The 16,145-nt window shown below is 58.8% G+C and carries 19 protein-coding genes and 2 pseudogenes; 9 read left to right on the top strand and 12 right to left on the bottom strand.

The features are described 5' to 3' along the window. Positions 1-55: 55 nt before the first annotated feature. Positions 56-193: a hypothetical protein gene (locus KDX37_RS12270; protein ID WP_231652973.1), complete on the bottom strand. Its 138-nt coding sequence runs from the start codon at positions 191-193 to the stop codon at positions 56-58. Between the two features lie 241 nt (positions 194-434). Between KDX37_RS12270 and KDX37_RS12265 the strand changes: the two genes are divergently transcribed. Beyond that, entirely contained in the window at positions 435-2,501 is a 2,067-nt protein-coding gene (locus KDX37_RS12265) for an AsmA family protein (protein WP_231652972.1), read from the top strand. 74 nt (positions 2,502-2,575) lie between these two features. Here the strand turns inward: KDX37_RS12265 and KDX37_RS12260 are convergent, their stop codons facing one another. Next, positions 2,576-3,109 carry a ferritin-like domain-containing protein gene (locus tag KDX37_RS12260; protein ID WP_264759226.1) on the bottom strand — a complete coding sequence of 178 codons (534 nt, stop codon included), beginning with the start codon at positions 3,107-3,109 and terminating at the stop codon, positions 2,576-2,578. Here KDX37_RS12260 and KDX37_RS12255 point away from each other — a divergent pair. Then, the gene (locus tag KDX37_RS12255; RefSeq protein ID WP_231652971.1) at positions 3,108-3,245 is read left to right on the top strand and encodes a hypothetical protein; all 138 of its coding nucleotides are present in this window, start codon (positions 3,108-3,110) and stop codon (positions 3,243-3,245) included. The genes KDX37_RS12260 and KDX37_RS12255 overlap by 2 nt on opposite strands. 72 nt (positions 3,246-3,317) lie before the next feature. Further along, the gene (locus tag KDX37_RS29990) at positions 3,318-3,404 is read left to right on the top strand and encodes a small membrane protein YohP (RefSeq protein ID WP_442965207.1); all 87 of its coding nucleotides are present in this window, start codon (positions 3,318-3,320) and stop codon (positions 3,402-3,404) included. Between the two features lie 78 nt (positions 3,405-3,482). Here KDX37_RS29990 and osmE read toward each other — a convergent pair whose 3' ends face one another. Next, positions 3,483-3,821 (bottom strand): osmotically-inducible lipoprotein OsmE, encoded by a 339-nt coding sequence (osmE, locus tag KDX37_RS12250; RefSeq protein WP_231652970.1) that lies wholly within the window; start codon positions 3,819-3,821, stop codon positions 3,483-3,485. A gap of 228 nt (positions 3,822-4,049) precedes the next feature. Between osmE and KDX37_RS12245 the strand changes: the two are divergent. Together KDX37_RS12245 and KDX37_RS12240 are read left to right on the top strand one after the other, a co-directional pair. After that, a pseudogene (locus KDX37_RS12245) lies at positions 4,050-4,256 on the top strand (triacylglycerol lipase); the annotation flags it as partial. A 59-nt stretch (positions 4,257-4,315) separates the two neighbouring features. Next, positions 4,316-4,549 (top strand): hypothetical protein, encoded by a 234-nt coding sequence (locus KDX37_RS12240; protein WP_231652969.1) that lies wholly within the window; start codon positions 4,316-4,318, stop codon positions 4,547-4,549. Here the strand turns inward: KDX37_RS12240 and KDX37_RS12235 are convergent. Further along, the gene (locus tag KDX37_RS12235; protein WP_231652968.1) at positions 4,546-5,427 is read right to left on the bottom strand and encodes a DMT family transporter; all 882 of its coding nucleotides are present in this window, start codon (positions 5,425-5,427) and stop codon (positions 4,546-4,548) included. The two genes, KDX37_RS12240 and KDX37_RS12235, sit on opposite strands and share 4 nt — an antisense overlap. Before the next feature lie 153 nt (positions 5,428-5,580). Here KDX37_RS12235 and KDX37_RS12230 point away from each other — a divergent pair, with 153 nt between their 5' ends. Then, positions 5,581-5,868 carry a PsiF family protein gene (locus KDX37_RS12230; RefSeq protein ID WP_231652967.1) on the top strand — a complete coding sequence of 96 codons (288 nt, stop codon included), beginning with the start codon at positions 5,581-5,583 and terminating at the stop codon, positions 5,866-5,868. Positions 5,869-6,055: 187 nt separating this feature from the next. Further along, complete coding sequence (locus tag KDX37_RS12225; RefSeq protein WP_231652966.1) at positions 6,056-7,066, top strand: AI-2E family transporter; 1,011 nt, start codon at positions 6,056-6,058, stop codon at positions 7,064-7,066. A gap of 286 nt (positions 7,067-7,352) precedes the next feature. Here the strand turns inward: KDX37_RS12225 and KDX37_RS12220 are convergent, their stop codons facing one another. After that, positions 7,353-8,618 carry an Hsp70 family protein gene (locus KDX37_RS12220; RefSeq protein WP_231652965.1) on the bottom strand — a complete coding sequence of 422 codons (1,266 nt, stop codon included), beginning with the start codon at positions 8,616-8,618 and terminating at the stop codon, positions 7,353-7,355. A gap of 308 nt (positions 8,619-8,926) precedes the next feature. Here KDX37_RS12220 and cbpA point away from each other — a divergent pair, with 308 nt between their 5' ends. Next, positions 8,927-9,868 (top strand): curved DNA-binding protein, encoded by a 942-nt coding sequence (gene cbpA / locus KDX37_RS12215; RefSeq protein WP_231652964.1) that lies wholly within the window; start codon positions 8,927-8,929, stop codon positions 9,866-9,868. A gap of 37 nt (positions 9,869-9,905) precedes the next feature. Here cbpA and KDX37_RS12210 read toward each other — a convergent pair whose 3' ends face one another. Further along, positions 9,906-11,036 (bottom strand): sensor histidine kinase, encoded by a 1,131-nt coding sequence (locus tag KDX37_RS12210; protein ID WP_231652963.1) that lies wholly within the window; start codon positions 11,034-11,036, stop codon positions 9,906-9,908. Positions 11,037-11,264: 228 nt separating this feature from the next. Between KDX37_RS12210 and KDX37_RS12205 the strand changes: the two genes are divergently transcribed. Continuing rightward, a complete protein-coding gene (locus KDX37_RS12205) occupies positions 11,265-11,579 on the top strand; it encodes a thioredoxin family protein (RefSeq protein ID WP_231652962.1) in 315 nt (104 codons plus the stop codon). A 52-nt stretch (positions 11,580-11,631) separates the two neighbouring features. Here the strand turns inward: KDX37_RS12205 and ureC are convergent, their stop codons facing one another. The 6 genes and pseudogenes from ureC to KDX37_RS12175 all read right to left on the bottom strand — a co-directional run bounded on the left by ureC (position 11,632) and on the right by KDX37_RS12175 (position 16,116). Next, positions 11,632-13,332, bottom strand: a complete 1,701-nt coding sequence (gene ureC / locus KDX37_RS12200) for an urease subunit alpha (RefSeq protein ID WP_231652961.1) — start codon at positions 13,330-13,332, stop codon at positions 11,632-11,634. A gap of 144 nt (positions 13,333-13,476) precedes the next feature. Next, complete coding sequence (locus tag KDX37_RS12195; protein WP_231652960.1) at positions 13,477-13,785, bottom strand: urease subunit beta; 309 nt, start codon at positions 13,783-13,785, stop codon at positions 13,477-13,479. Further along, positions 13,782-14,323: pseudogene (locus KDX37_RS12190) on the bottom strand (GNAT family N-acetyltransferase). The gene KDX37_RS12195 and the pseudogene KDX37_RS12190 overlap by 4 nt, the downstream one beginning before the upstream one ends. 10 nt (positions 14,324-14,333) lie before the next feature. After that, entirely contained in the window at positions 14,334-14,876 is a 543-nt protein-coding gene (locus KDX37_RS12185) for a GNAT family N-acetyltransferase (protein WP_231652959.1), read from the bottom strand. A 10-nt stretch (positions 14,877-14,886) separates the two neighbouring features. Then, positions 14,887-15,189: an urease subunit gamma gene (locus KDX37_RS12180; protein WP_004887254.1), complete on the bottom strand. Its 303-nt coding sequence runs from the start codon at positions 15,187-15,189 to the stop codon at positions 14,887-14,889. Positions 15,190-15,270: 81 nt separating this feature from the next. After that, on the bottom strand, positions 15,271-16,116 hold the full coding sequence (locus KDX37_RS12175; RefSeq protein ID WP_231652958.1) for an urease accessory protein UreD: 846 nt from the start codon (positions 16,114-16,116) through the stop codon (positions 15,271-15,273). Positions 16,117-16,145: the final 29 nt, after the last annotated feature.

The following is a 16,145-nucleotide window of genomic DNA, read 5'->3' as shown; positions in this document are numbered from 1 at the left end:
CTTTAGCAAATGCGCTTTGCCTGCGTCGAAGGGCTTTTGAAGCGGGCCAGGATGCTCAGACTCGTTGATACTGCTGAACCAGGCGGTCAGGGCCGTTTTCGGCAAGGCGATAATCGCGTTCGGTCGAGGTCGAGGCGTGACTGGCGGTTGCAAACACCGACAGCAACAGGCTCAGTAACAGATGAGGTTTCATGAGAGTGCTCCTTGCAAGAGCTTGACAGGGCATAGGCAGGCAATATGACGCCGGTGCTGCCTGTATAGAAGTTCATCCGCGTGATGGTGAAAATCGATAAAAATGATTGAGTCAGTTGGCTCAGCTACACCGTCTCGGTTATTTGCCCAGCCGAATCAAACCCTCGACGCGTTTGTCAGTCGAACAACCATGTCGTATTCAGCGCACCAGGGCCGGGGCGTTGTTTTCTGGAGAGTCGTGCATGACGCGCAGCCGCAAGTTTTTCGCCTGGACCGGCGCCACGTTGTTGGTGGTGTTGGCCATATTGGTCATCGTGATTGTCACGTTCGACTGGAACCGCATCAAACCCACTCTCAATGCAAAAGTCAGTGAAGCGCTGCATCGTCCGTTCGCCATCAATGGCAACCTTGATGTGCAGTGGTTGCGCGAGTCTGAATTGGGCGGCTGGCGAGCCTGGGTGCCGTCACCGCATTTCGTGGCCGATGATCTGACGCTGGGCAACCCCGAGTGGTCGAAAACTCCGCAAATGGTCACCCTCAAGCACGTTGAATTCCGCCTTGCGCTGTTGCCGTTGCTGACACAGCGAGTGGTCATTCCACGTATCGACCTGACCGGCCCCGAGGCGCGGCTGGAACGGCTGGCTGACGGGCGTGCGAACTGGGTGTTTGATTTGCCCAAGTCCGACCCCAATGCGGAGCCTTCCAGGTGGGTTGTGGATATTGGCGCGATCAAGTTCGACAAAGGGCTGGTCAGCCTCAATGATCAGACTCTGAATACCCAGTTGGACGTGGTCATCGACATGCTGGGCAAGCCGATTCCATTCAGTGAGATTGTGGGCAGCAAAGAAGCGAAGAAGGCTCAGGATAGAGGGGCGGTTCCGCAGGATTATGCCTTCGGCTTCTCCGTCAAAGGTCAGTATCACGGACAAAAGCTCAATGGTTCCGGCAAAGTGGGTGGCCTGTTGGCGCTCAAGGATGCGGCCCAACCCTTCCCGGTACAGACCGATGTGAAAGTCGGCGACACGCACGTGGTAATCGCCGGAACCCTGACAGATCCACAAAACCTGGGCGCCCTGGATTTGCGCCTGAAGCTGTCGGGCGCGAGCCTGAGCAATCTATATGCAATCACGGGCGTAACGCTGCCAGACTCACCTGCTTATTCCACCGACGGTCGCCTGATTGCCAAACTGCATGATCCAGCGGGCGCCAACTTTCGCTATGAAGACTTCAACGGCAAGATCGGCAACAGTGACATTCATGGCGACCTCGGTTACGTCGCCAGCCAGCCACGTCCGAAGCTGAGCGGGGTGCTGGTGTCCAATCAACTGCTGTTCAGCGACCTGGCGCCGTTGATCGGTGCAGACTCCAATGCCGCGCAGAAGAAGCGCGGTGGCGAGAGCAAGCAACCGTCCGGCAAAGTGCTGCCTGTCGAAGAGTTCCAGACTGATCGCTGGCGCGCCATGGATGCGGATGTCGAGTTCACCGGCAAGCGAATCGTCCAAAGCCCGGATTTACCGTTCACTGACCTTTACACCCACCTTATCCTGAACGATGGGCAACTCAGTCTTGAACCCCTGCGCTTCGGCGTTGCGGGCGGCAAGCTGGATGCGGATATCCGCCTCGACGGGCGTAGCAGACCGCTGCTGGGGCGCGCGAAGCTGTCAGCTCGCAACTTCAAGCTCAAGCAGCTGTTTCCAACCTTCGAGCCGATGAAAACCAGCTTTGGTGAGCTGAATGGTGATGCGGATATCACAGGTCGGGGCAACTCGATTGCGGCCTTGCTCGGCACCGCCAATGGCGAAATGAAAATGCTGGTCAACGACGGCGCGATCAGCCGTGGGCTGATGGAGATCGCCGGGCTGAACGTCGGTAATTACGTGGTGGGCAAGCTGTTCGGTGACAAGGACGTGAAGATCAACTGTGCCGCGTCCGACTTCGGCATCAAGGACGGGCTGGCCACCAGTCGCCTGTTTGTGTTCGATACCGAGAACGCCATCATCTACATCAGTGGCACTGCAAACTTCAAGAGCGAACAACTGGATCTGGAGATCAACCCTGAGTCCAAGGGCTTCCGGGTGTTTTCACTGCGTTCGCCGCTCTACGTCAACGGTCCGTTTGCAAGGCCCAACGCGGGCGTGAAGTCCGGTCCTTTGTTGTTGCGCGGCGCAGGCATGATTCTGCTCGGCGCGACGGTCGGCCCTGCTGCCGGTCTGCTGGCGCTGGTTGCGACAGGTGACAGCGAGCCCAACCAGTGCGGTCCGCTGTTGCAGCAGATGCGCGAGGGCAAGGCGCCGAAGACTGTGAAATAGCGACGGCGTCGCCGCATGGGGTCAGGCACAAAAAAGCCAGGACAGAGGTCCTGGCTTTTGCTTTCAAGCGCGTATTACAGGTCGTTGAGAATGTCCGCCATGTCGTCGGCGTGCTCTTCTTCCTGAGCGAGGATTTCTTCAAAGATACGGCGAGTGGTCGGATCGGTGTCGCCGATGTATTGAATGATCTCGCGGTAGCTGTCCACGGCGATTCGCTCGGCTACCAGATCCTCGTAGACCATTTCCTTGAGGGTATTGCCAGCCACGTATTGGGCGTGAGAGTTCTTTGACAATGTGTCCGGGTTGAATTCCGGCTCGCCGCCCAGTTGCACGATACGCTCGGCCAGTTTGTCGGCGTGCTCGGCTTCCTGTTGCGCATGCTCCAGAAACTCTGCAGCCGCGACGCTGGCCTTCAGGCCGGACGCCATGTAGTAGTGGCGCTTGTAGCGCAGAACGCAGACCAGTTCGGTCGCCAGGGACTCATTCAGCAGACGCAGAACGGTCTCGCGGTCAGCATTGTAGCCTTCGGTTACCGCACCATTCTCAACGTTCTGGCGCGCACGCTGGCGCAAGCTGTTTACATCGGATAACTGTGGTGCAGAAATCATGGTTTATCTCCAGGTTCATCAGGTTTTTTGTGTCTCGCTCTATGTGTTGCGCGGCAAGATCACCCACGTTGTGAGTGATGAACGGCGAGAAAGTTTTATTGGATTTTTGCAGGGCGGGCGTTTGCCACTGTTGTGAAAAAATATAAGAAACGAGCGCTGATCGCTGCGGTCCCAGCCTTGAGACCCAAATAAATCGTGGAGATACATAATGCTCAAGTTTCTGGGAAGCACCGTCGGCATCATCTTTCTGATCGGCCTGATCGTGGTCATCGCCCTGTTCAAGCTGGTTTTCTGATCGGCTCTACACTTGTGTGCTGAACAAGCAAAAGCCCGGGGCATAACGCACCGGGCTTTTTGTTTGTAACGAGCCGCCTTACATGTTGGCTTCGTTTTTCTCACGCTGCTCGCAGGTCATGAAACCCTTGTTGGTCACACGGCCATCGCTGTTGAAGCTGACGTGGTAGACCTGCTTGTGACCGTCCTTGAACATCACGTAGTTGTTGCAAGTACCGGGATTGACCTTGCGGTCGATTGTCGTGGATGGCTCGCCGCCGATGGTCTGCACCTGCTGGCGGGTCATACCGTTCTCGACCTGCTTGACCAGCGGCTCGTTGCGATAGGTAACGTAGTCCACCGGGTTTTGCACGGTCGTGCTGCCACAACCGGCCATTGTTGCCAGTACGCAGGTTGCCGCGAGGATTCTCTTGTACATCGTTATTGCTCCACATGACAAAGGCCGGTCTTGGCCCGATACGGCTTTGAGCAGAGGACGAGGCAAAGAGTTCGATAAAGAGATGGCGATTAGGCAGTACTTGAATTGTCATGCTTGTGTGCAGTGTCCTGAGCACTGCTCATCGACAGATGTGTCTGTCGGACTGACCCGGCCAGGCATTGGGATGACTGGCGCAGGCGTATTGCGGGTGCAAATCTGACCGCCTGAATATTCGTCCGCACGTTCCTGAAAGAGCGAGGTCAATCTGATGGCATGGTCGAGCGTTTCAGTCAGCACCCGGGCACGGTCATCGGGAGTGACGCAGCACTCGACCATCTCGACATCGTCAACCAGGCCTTCGGTCTGGTAGGCAAGGGTGCAGAACTGTGCCTTGTCCATGGAATACACCGCGCGCTTAAGGCTGCCGGTCTCTAACTCAATCAGGCAGTAGTTCGTAATCAGCCGCTCCACTGTGACGGCCAGGAAGTGATGCGATGGGCGATAAAGAACTGTATGAAATCGAGTACACCCTGCTGGGCGAGCACCATGTAGATGTTATTGAAGACTTGGATGTGCCGATCATCGAGATCGTGCATGAACTGGCGCACAAGCATCAGGTAGAACTGGACGATGGTCTGCACAGCGACACCGGTCTGCCTCATGCAGCCGGCATCACGGATGTGTCGATACACAGCGTGGAGGTAGGCGAAAGCAGCGCGACTGCTTAACGGCGCTCTGTCCGCAGCGGGGTTGTCCAGCGTTCTGCGAGGACGACCCCGCACAAGGTCAGAGCACCGCCGAACAAGTGATACAGCGCCAGTTGTTCACCCAGTGTCACCGCCGCGATCAAGGCCGTGGCGATGGGCATCAGGTTGAAAAACAGCGTGGTACGGCTGGGCCCCAGCCGCATGATGGAGGTCATCCACAGCCAGGGTGCGAGCATTGAGGTCGGAATCGCCGCATACAGCACCATTGGAATATTGCTCGCGTTCAGGCCGGTCTTCGGCGAAAACAGGAACAGCGGCAACAACACGACAATGGCTACAAGAATTTGCATGTAGAGCAATTGCAACGGCGGCAGACGCAACTGCCATTTCTTCAGCAACGTGCTGTAAACCGCATAAGCAGCCGCAGCCACCAGCACCAGCGCATCCCCGCGATTGACGCCCTGCGCAATCAGTCCCTCAAGATCCCCGGCCGACACCACCACAACCACGCCTGCGAACGAGATTCCGGCGCCCAGCAGCGCGCCACGGGTCAACCGGTTACCGAGGCAGGCAATCGACAGCCCCAGCGCCATCATCGGCACCATCGACTGGATGATTCCCATGTTGGTGGCCGTGGTCATGCCCGCCGCGAAGTAAGCCAGGCTTTGATAGACCGCCATGCCCAACACACCCAGCATGACGATCTTGCCGAGTACCGGCTTGATCGCCGCACGGTTGTTCCACACTGGCCTCAGCATGAATGGGGTGAACAGCAGCCCTGCCAGCAGCCAGCGGTAAAAGCCGATTTCGGCCGGGAAGATCACTTCGGACGCGGCTTTGGTGATGACCGTGTTGATCGACCAGATGAGGATAGTCAGCAGCGGAAAAGCGTATTGCATGAGAGGACCGGCACGGGAACGAGGCGTAATCATCCGCCTGTTTAAAGTCGCTGCCAATCGTGATGCTCGACCAGGCGTCATGCGTTGCAACAACTTGGCTACACTGGTCGGTAGTCTGCGCCGTCCGGTGCAGTGGATCTGGGGTGTCAAACGATGAAGAAACTCAGTATTCCTTTGTTGCTCGTTGGCCTGATGTTATCCGCTCACGGTTTCGCCGCTACTGCGCAGCAGAACAAAATGACCACCTGCAACGCAGACGCCAGCGCAAAATCGCTCAAGGGTGATGATCGCAAGGCGTTCATGAGCACTTGTCTGAAAGCGTCACCGCCGCCGGCAACACAGCAGGGCAAAATGAAAACCTGTAATGCCACCGCCACCGCCCAGACCCTCAAGGGCGACGCTCGCAAGACTTTCATGAGCGATTGTCTCAAGAAGAAATAATTTTCCGACATGCCGGGATACACATCTCAACGGCTGCGAGTGCAGTAAACACTGTGCTCGCGCTGCATTATCGCGATGCCTGTCAGGCAGATGGTCGCTTCGCGTGTTTTGTGGTGATCTGATGACTGGTTCTCGGCTCCGAACGCTGGCAGACTGCCCACCTCTTCGTGTTGCCCTTTGAGGGTCTATGCCAACGTTTTCTGCGCGTCAGGTGTTAATAGCCAGCTGGATCCTCATTTTTGGCGGTTTGCTGTTGGTATTGCCCTTCAAGCTGCTGCCCAGCCTCCTGGCCGGGCTGCTGGTTTTCGAACTGGTCAACATGTTGACCCCCAAGCTGCAACGCCTGATCTCCGGCGAGCGTGCGCGCTGGCTGGCGGTTGCGCTACTGGGCACCATCGTTGTCAGCCTGCTGACGCTGATATTTGCCGGTGTCATCAGCTTCGTGTTGCACGAAGCCGAAAACCCTGGTGCTTCGCTGGACAAGTTCATGACCCTGGTGGATCGCGCTCGCGGTCAGTTGCCGCCGTTTATTGACGCTTACTTGCCCGCCAGTGCCGCCGAGTTTCAAGTGTCGCTCGGCCAGTGGCTGCAAAAGCATGTGGGCGAGCTGCAACTGATTGGCAAGGGCGCGGCGCACATGTTCGTGACCATGCTGATCGGGATGGTGCTGGGCGCAATCATCGCCTTGCAGCGCATTTCCCACGATCACGTTCGCAAGCCGTTGGCAGCCGCACTGTTTGATCGTCTCTATCTGCTGAGTCGCGCGTTTCGCAACATCGTGTTCGCGCAGATCAAGATATCTCTGCTCAACACTGCATTCACTTCGGTGTTCCTGGCTGTGGTTCTGCCGTTGTGCGGGATTCACCTGCCGCTGACCAAGACCCTGATTATCATGACCTTCCTGCTCGGCCTGTTGCCGGTGGTGGGTAATCTGATGTCCAACACGCTGATTTTCATCGTCGGCATGTCGATTTCGATCTGGGTGGCCCTGGCAGCGTTGGGTTATCTGATCGTGATCCACAAGGTCGAGTACTTCCTCAACGCCCGAATCGTCGGCGGGCAGATCAACGCAAAATCCTGGGAACTGCTGCTGGCCATGTTGCTTTTCGAAGCCGCGTTCGGCCTGCCTGGGGTTGTGGCGGGTCCGATCTACTACGCATACTTGAAGAGCGAGCTGCAGAAGGAAGGGCTGGTCTAGTCATCGAGCCGGGGTTATTGGACAACGTGCGTGGCGGGTACAGCCGGTCTTGATGTGGCGCCTGACAGCAAGCCTTCGCGAGCAAACGGAACGCGGCCCGGCTCGCTCCCACCGAACGCACCGGTGGGAGTGAGCTTGCTGACGAAGAGGGCGGCAGGTTCACATAAATGCCGGAGATCCACCGCTTGAGTCCAAAGCGATCACCTCGTACACCCGCCCATCACGTACTGTTTCGACCATAAGCGCCCAAGTAGCCTTGCCCCGCCGATGTGGATTCAATCCGCCCTCAGCCGTAGCGCTTTTTCGCCTCGATCGCCAGACCGCTGCCAATGCTGCCAAAGATGTTGCCTTCCACATGACGTGCTTTGGGCAGCATGGCTGAGACGCTGTTGCGCAACGCCGGGATGCCGCTTGAACCGCCGGTGAAGAACACCGTATTGACCTGCTCGACACCCACGCCCGCATCGTTCAGCAGATTCGTGACGCTGTTACGCACGCGTTCGAGTTGGGCATCGATTGCCGCCTCGAACATTGCCCTGCTCAGGTCAACGCTCAAACCTGCTTCCACTCGGTCCATCGGCACATGGCGGCTTTCGGCATGGGTCAGCTGGATCTTGGTTTCTTCCACTTCCATGGCCAGCCAGTGCCCCGCACGCTGCTCGATCAGTTTGAACAGGCGGTCAATACCGCCCGTGTCTTCGATGTCGTAGCGCATGCTGCCCAGTGCAAGCTGGGATTTCTGTGAATAGACAGCGTTGATGGTGTGCCAGGTCGCCAGGTTCATGTGGTGGCTGGTCGGCATGTAGGCTCCGCTCTTCATGCGGCTGCCGTAACCGAACAGCGGCATGACCCCTTGCAGGCTCAACTGTTTGTCGAAGTCGGTCCCGCCGATATGCACGCCGCCGGTGGCCAGGATGTCCTGATGGCGGTCATCGTGCTGGCGACGTTCGGGTGACAGGCGGACCAGCGAGAAGTCGGATGTACCACCGCCGATGTCGACGATCAGTACCAGCTCCTCGGTCTCGATGGTGGACTCGTAATCGAACGCTGCCGCAATGGGCTCGAACTGGAACGATACTTCCTTGAAGCCAATTTTGCGTGCCACCTCAGCCAGCGTGTCTTCGGCTTCCTGATCTGCCTGTGCGTCGTCGTCGACGAAGTGCACCGGACGACCAAGCACTACCTCTTGGAATGCGCGTCCGGCGGTGTTCTCGGCGCGCTTTTTCAATTCGCCGATAAACAGGCCGAGCAGATCCTTGAACGGCATGGCTGTGCCCAGCACACTGGTGTCGTGTTTGATCAGCTTCGAGCCCAGCAGGCTCTTGAGCGAGCGCATCAGGCGACCCTCATAGCCTTCCAGGTACTCATGGAGCGCCAGACGGCCATACACGGGACGGCGCTCTTCCATGTTGAAGAACACGACCGAGGGCAGGGTAATCTTGTCGTCCTCCAGCGCGATCAACGATTCCACGCCCGGACGTTGCCAGCCGACGGTGGAATTGGACGTGCCGAAATCGATGCCGCAGGCACGGGCCGGGGATTGGTCTTTCATGTCTTTTACGTTCCAGTCAAAAAACGGCCGCGCAGTTTATGTCAGTGCACGGCAATTGCGTAGCGCGATGCGTCGCTTATCCCGCTTTATCGGTATTTAGCGCCAAGGCTTGAACTGAGGCCAATCACCCCCAATCTTGATGGCATTCTCGGTAGTGCAGGTTGTCGAACCTTTGACCCGCGTGATATCGCGGGTGGCTATCGATACATTTTCGACGTTAAGCAATCCAAATGCCTCCGGATTGGCGGATGCTGGTCGTGACACCAGCGCATTTGGCTGTGCGGATAATTGGGATGGGTGATCGTTAGATGGACTTCAAAGACTACTACAAGATACTTGACGTGGAGCCGACCGCGGACGAGAAGGCGGTCAAGACTGCCTATCGCAAGTTGGCGCGCAAGTATCACCCCGATGTCAGCAAAGAAGCCGGCGCCGAAGACAAATTCAAGGAAGCGTCCGAGGCCTATGAGGTCCTCAGCAACGCTGACAAGCGCGCCGAATACGATGAGCTGCGCAAATATGGCCGTCAGGGCCGTCCTTTCCAGACGCCGCCAGGCTGGCAAAGCCGTGCCGGAGCGGGCGGCTTCGGTGAAGAGACCGCCGACTTCTCCGAATTTTTCAGTTCGATCTTCGGCGGTCGTCCGCAGCAGGGCGGTCGTACTCGTAATCCAGGACGCAAGGGTCAGGACGTGGAAATGGAACTGGCGGTGTTTCTGGAAGAGACCTTGTCGGCGGAGTCCAAGCAGGTCAGCTTCAAGGTGCCTCAGCACAGTCCCAATGGGCAGCGCATGAGCGATATCACCAAGACGCTGAACGTGAAGATCCCGGCAGGTGTGGTCGACGGCGAGCGCATACGGCTCAAGGGGCAGGGTGCGCCGGGCATAGGTGGCGGTGCCAATGGCGATCTGTACCTGATCATTCGCCTGGCCCCTCACCCGATGTTCGAGGTTGAAGGTCACGATCTGGTCATCACCGTTCCGCTGGCCCCCTGGGAAGCAGCGCTGGGCACAAAGGTTGCGGTCCCGACCCTGACAGGTCGGGTCAACATGACCATTCGTCCGGACAGTCAGAACGGCCAGCGTTTGCGGATCAAGGGCAACGGGCTGATGACCAAGGGGGGCGAGCGCGGCGACCTGTACGCTCAGTTGAAGATTGTCATGCCGCGTCAGACCGATGAAGCAACGCGTGCGCTATGGCAGAAGCTCGCTGACAGCGCATCGTTCGATCCACGCGGACAGTGGGGCAACTGATCGATTTGGACGCCTGAAGAGCAACGGCGCTTCAGGCTCAGTTTTTCGGCAGCACCACTGTGAAGGTGGTGCCATCGCCGATCGTCGAGGTCACGGTGATGCTGCCGTTATGGGCATTAACCACTTCCTTGACGATGAACAGCCCCAGCCCGAGGCTGGTCGAGTTGTCGCGAGTTTCGGTGTTTTCTTCGGTACTGCGTACCAGCGGGTCGAAGATAGTGCCGATGGCGTCTTCCGCGATTGGCTTGCCTTCGTTATGAACCACCAGCTCAACGGTGTCCTCGCCACCCATGACCTTTACGGTGATTTCATGGCTTGAAGCGCCATGCTGCAAGGCATTGCCGATCAGATTCTGCAACATTTGGCCGATTCGCCCGCTGTCCCAGTGACCCTGTGTATCACCTTCGACGTTAAGCACCGGCGCCGATCCTGGCTGCGCGGCGCTGGCTTCCGAGAGCGCCTCGCGACATGCAGTTGCAAGGTCCATGTACTTGCGCTCGACGGGCAGGCTGGCGCCCAGCCGGCTGCGCACGAATTCAAGCAGATCACCGACCATGGTGCCCATATGTCGCGTGCTGGTCTGGATTCGGGAGATATAGAGCTGCAATTTTTCATCGGCAGGTATCTTGCGAGCCAGCAGCTCGCTGGACATGCTGACCGCCTGCAGAGGCGCGCGCAGATCGTGGCCCAGAATCGCCAGAAAAATATCCCGTGAACGCGCCACACGCTCGGCGTAGGCAGCAGTGGATTCAGCCAGCGCTTCATCGATTGCCTCGTTGAAGCGAATCACATCGCGGAAGTCGGCCAGTTGCGGCGCGGTCAGGCTGTCGACCCACAAGCGGATCACGCTGGCCCGCAAGTGCCTGAACTCTGACGTCATCTGCACCAGATCAAACCCCACCTCATGGCGCAGTTCACCATGGCTGGCGGCGGCTTCATCAAGGCTCGGCGTCTTGTTCAGTTCTTCGCCCCTGGCCTTGGCGATTTCCTCGCTTTTGCTTTGCGACGTCTTCATGTCGCGCGCAGCGGCCAGCAGGATCGAATTGGCGTGATCGCGCAACTCGACACTGTTCATCGAGTCTGCGGCGGGTTTCAGGGTTCTGGCGAAGTCTTCCCATTCATCGACAATGCGATCCACATGGAGAACGATGAATTCGGAAAGGCGCATGGCCGGTTACCTTGCTGGGCTGGCGTTACTGAGATGGCGCATCTTACCGTCTTTACTCGACCCGACATACAGCGTGAACACTGTCATTTCTGTCAGTAGACGCTTTTTTCGTTCGGCCTTATTTTTCATCGACGGATTACTTCACTGGAGTGCCAAAGCATGAGCGTCTTGATCGTTACAGATACCACCTTCTAAAACGAGGTCATTCAGGCCAGTCATAAACGCCTTGTGGCGGTCGAGTTTTCAGCCAGGGAGAAAATCAATAAACGTGGCGACTCCAACGCCAGCGCAAAAATGGACCCGGTCATAGACGAGCTTCAGGATAGCTGCACCGGGAAAGCCCCGTTCGTTCTCGTCGAGATTATGCTGGACTCTGATCTGAAAGATTCGTTGAATCCTGTAACAACGAGCCAGTACAACATCAATCATGGTCCAACAATAACTTTCTTCAGCAGCGGCAAAAAGCTTGAGACCAAGCTTGTTGGGCTGCAAACCAAGGACAGGGTGAAGCAAGTGCTTGATGATTTATTGCAGGCAAGCTGATTGCGAGATCCTGCCCGGAAGATGTCGGGGCCTTTTGAGAGCCCCTTTTCACTCAGAACAGAAAATACCGTTGCGCCATCGGCAGCACTTCAGCGGGTTCGCACCACAGCAGGACGCCGTCGGCCTTGACCTGATAGGTCTGCGGGTCGACTTCGATATCCGGCAGGTAGTCGTTGTGGATCAGGTCTTTTTTCTGCACGGTGCGGCAGCCCTTGACCACGCCAATCTGTTTTTTCAGGCCCAGCGATGCCGGTACGCCCGCGTCGAAGGCTGCCTGGCTGATGAAGGTCAGGCTGGTGGCGTGCAGCGAGCTGCCGTAGCTGGCGAACATGGGGCGGTAGTGCACGGGTTGCGGGGTCGGGATTGACGCGTTGGCGTCGCCCATCAGGCTGGCAGCAATCGCGCCGCCCTTGAGAATCAGCGTCGGCTTGACGCCGAAGAACGCCGGACGCCACAGCACCAGATCTGCCCATTTGCCCACTTCGATGGAGCCCACTTCATGGCTGATGCCGTGAGTGATCGCCGGGTTGATGGTGTACTTGGCGATATAACGCTTGGCGCGGAAGTTATCGTTGCCGGGACCGTCCTGGGGTAATGGCCCGCGCTGTTTCTTCATTTTGTCGGCGGTCTGCCAGGTGCGCATGATCACTTCGCCCACCCGGCCCATGGCCTGGCTGTCAGAGCTGAGCATCGAAAAAGCGCCCAGGTCATGAAGAATGTCTTCTGCGGCAATGGTCTCGCGGCGTATGCGGCTTTCTGCGAAGGCCACGTCTTCGGCGATGCTCGGGTCCAGGTGATGGCAGACCATCAACATGTCCAAGTGCTCGTCGATGGTGTTGCGCGTAAATGGCCGGGTCGGGTTGGTCGAGCTCGGCAGCACGTTGGGCGAGCCACACGCCTTGATGATGTCCGGTGCATGACCGCCGCCCGCACCTTCGGTGTGATAGGTATGAATGGTGCGGTTCTTGAACGCGGCCAGCGTCGTTTCGACGAAGCCCGACTCGTTGAGCGTGTCGCTGTGGATGGCGACCTGCACATCGTATTCGTCGGCAACGCTCAGGCAGTTGTCGATGGCTGCAGGCGTGGTGCCCCAGTCTTCGTGCAGCTTGAGGCCAATGGCGCCAGCCTTGACCTGCTCGACCAGCGGGCCGGGCAAACTGACGTTGCCCTTGCCAGTGAAACCGATGTTCATCGGGAACGAGTCGGCCGCCTGCAGCATGCGCGCCATGTGCCAGGGGCCTGGCGTGACAGTCGTGGCGTTGGTGCCGGTCGCAGGACCGGTGCCGCCGCCGATCATGGTGGTCACGCCGCTCATCAATGCTTCTTCGATCTGCTGCGGGCAGATGAAGTGGATGTGCGTGTCGACGCCGCCAGCGGTGAGGATCATGCCTTCGCCGGCAATCACTTCGGTTGCCGCACCGACTGCAATGGTGACGTCCGGCTGGATGTCCGGATTACCGGCCTTGCCAATGGCGGCAATGCGACCGTCCTTGATGCCGACGTCGGCTTTGACGATGCCCCAGTGATCGATGATCAAGGCGTTGGTGATCAGGGTATCAACCACGTCGGCCGCCATCAGTTGACCCTGGCCCATGCCGTCACGGATGACTTTGCCGCCGCCGAACTTCACTTCTTCGCCATAGGTGGTGAAGTCCTTCTCGACCTCGATCCACAGCTCGGTATCGGCCAGGCGCACCTTGTCGCCGACGGTAGGGCCGAACATGTCTGCGTATGCTTGTCTGGAAATTTTCATCATCAATCCTTATGCAGCCTGGTCGCGACCTCGCAGGAGCGGGTCGAGCGGCACAGGCACTGTGTCAAACGCTAGCGTCAGTCTGGTTGTGGCAGCCCGTTGACGAGCACGCTCGGTCCGCCTGCCTGTGTGCGACTTGCCTGGTTAATCCAGGTCGCCCATCACCCGACCGGCGAACCCGTAAACCTTGCGCAGGCCGGCGAGGTCCACCAGCTCGACTTCCCGGGACTGGCCCGGCTCGAAGCGCACCGCAGTGCCGGCCGGAATGTTCAGGCGCATGCCACGGCTGGCGGCGCGGTCGAAGGTCAGCGCGTCATTGGTTTCGAAAAAGTGAAAGTGCGAACCCACCTGGATCGGACGGTCGCCGCTGTTGGCAACGGTCAGGCTGTGAGTGCGGCGGCCGGCGTTGATTTCTATGTCGCCGGGCTGGATCTGGTATTGGCCAGGGATCATGTTGGTTGCCCCAAGGTTTTGAAGTAAATGGCGGTGGGTCGGTAGTGACCCTCAGGAGTGGCGCAGTAGTTGGGCAACTCGCCGACGCGGGTATAGGCCAGAGAACGGTAGAAGGCTTCGGCGTTGGAGCCTGCTTCGGTGTCCAGGTACAGCAGCCCGCGCTGGAGTTTTACGGCGCTCTGCTCAACGGCCTCGATCAGTTGCCTGCCCAGACCGCGCCCGCGCGCAGCAGGCAGAACCATGAGCTTCTGCACTTCTGCACTTCTGCGCGATTAAGCCCGTTGGGCTTCTGGCACAGCGCAAGCTGGGCGCTGGCCAGCACGCTTTCGTTCTCGACCACGACCCACAGCAGCAGGTCGCCCGCCGCGATGTCGGTTTTCAGGCCGTCGCACCACTGGCGGGCCTGCTCCGTGTCGAGGTCAGCCATGAAGCCGACCGAGGCGCCGTCCTGAACGGTTTCCAGCAACAGCTGCGCCAAGCCGTGGCGGTAATGCGCGAAGCTTTCAGCGGTGACACGTCGCAGTTGTGCTGGGTTCATGACGGGCTCTCTAGTGAGGTTGAGGCGCTTGTGAGGCTGGCGCTGGTGCGCCGGGCGACAGGTCCAGTTGCATGAACGTCAGGTCCAGCCAGCGACCGAATTTGGTGCCGACCTGCGGCATCTGCCCGGTCGTCGTGAAACCCAGGCGTTCATGCAGCGCTATCGAGGCGGTGTTACCGCTCTCGATGGCAGCGACCATCATGTGCTTGTCACAGGCTCGGGCTCGCTCGATCAATGCGTCCATCAGGCGTGGGCCAAGGCCTTTGCCGCGTTGATCGGCGCGCACGTACACCGAATGCTCGACGGTGTGGCGAAAGCCTTCGAACGGACGCCAGTCGCCGAACGAGGAATAACCGGTGACCTCGCCAGCAGCATCTATCGCCACCAGAATCGGGTAAGCCTGCGTCTGGCGGGCGTCAAACCAGGCCTGACGATTGGCCAGGTCGACCGGCTGCTCGTTCCAGATGGCGGTGGTGTTGAGCACTGCGTCGTTGTAGATGGCGAGGATGCCCGGCAAGTCTGCGGGCAATGCATCGCGAATCAGATCGTGCATGACAGTCTCCTCACGCGATCGGCTGGTGCACGGTGACCAGCTTGGTGCCGTCGGGGAAGGTCGCCTCCACCTGGATCTCCGGAATCATTTCCGGGATGCCTTCCATGACCTGTTCGCGGGTCAGGAGGGTGGTGCCGTAATGCATCAGGTCGGCCACGGTCTGTCCGTCACGCGCGCCTTCAAGCAGGGCAGCAGAAATATAGGCCATGGCTTCCGGGTAGTTGAGCTTCACGCCGCGTGCCAGGCGCCGTTCGGCAACCAGTCCGGCGGTGAAAATCAGCAGCTTGTCTTTTTCGCGTGGCGTCAGGTCCATTGGGGTTCCGTGTCTTGTCATGAGTGTGGGTTCGCAGACCGCAATCCACGAACGCTGCACCGGGCGCTCTGCACCCGACTATCAGGTATTCCAGATTCTCGGCGTGACCGCCTCGCGCCCCAGCAGTGCCGGACGCAGGTGTTTCCAGACCTCAATCAACCAGGCTCTTGCGTGCAGGGCTTCGTGTGCCAGGCAGCGGGCCAGTATCAGCCCCGGCAGTTGGCTCAGGTCACCGCGAACCGGGTTGGGCATGACCAGTTCGCGGCAGGTTTCCAGTAGGTCGCTGCCCGCTTCACCGGTCATCAACAGGGTAGCGAACACAGTTCGGCCATCCAGTCCGATCGGCGAGTCCAGCAACCTGTCGCCGCCGATAATGCGTTGGCGCTCGTGCCAGATCAACGCTCCGTCACGACGAATATCCAGATGCGATTGAAAGTGCCCGTGTTCGAAGCGTTCCTGGCTGGCCGGACGCCCCAGCGCCACCACGTCCCAGTAGCAGAGCTTCGCGTCGCCGTGCAGATCGATACGCGTGGTCAGCTCGGCCTGGGCGTTGCTGAACACGATGGTTTCCTGAGGCAGCCACTCCAGGGTCGCACCCGGCTCGACGTTCAGGGTCAGGTCTTGAAAGGCCGGGCTTGCAGCGCGGTACCACTTGGCTGCGCCGGGGCTGGTCAACTGTGCCCAGGCGTTCGCGCCTACCGTTGCCGAGATGTCCAGCCGATCGCCACCTGCAATCCCGCCCGGTGGGTGCACTATGATGTGTTGGCAGACTTGCGGCCCTTCGGCGTACAGGTGCTTTTGTACCCGCAGCGGCCCTTTGTGCCGACGCAGTGTGGGCCGCGTGCTGTCATCAAAACGGCCATAGCCCAGTTCCAGCTCGGCGTGCCAGCTGGGCGTGAAGAGGGCGGTGTTGGCAGGCAGATTCATGGCGTCTTCATAGAATGATCAAGGGGTTC

Source organism: Pseudomonas californiensis, assembly GCF_021147775.1.
Classification (GTDB): domain Bacteria; phylum Pseudomonadota; class Gammaproteobacteria; order Pseudomonadales; family Pseudomonadaceae; genus Aquipseudomonas; species Aquipseudomonas californiensis.
The sequence above is the reverse complement of the archived record's forward strand: the minus strand, read 5'-3'. Positions and strand labels throughout refer to the sequence as shown.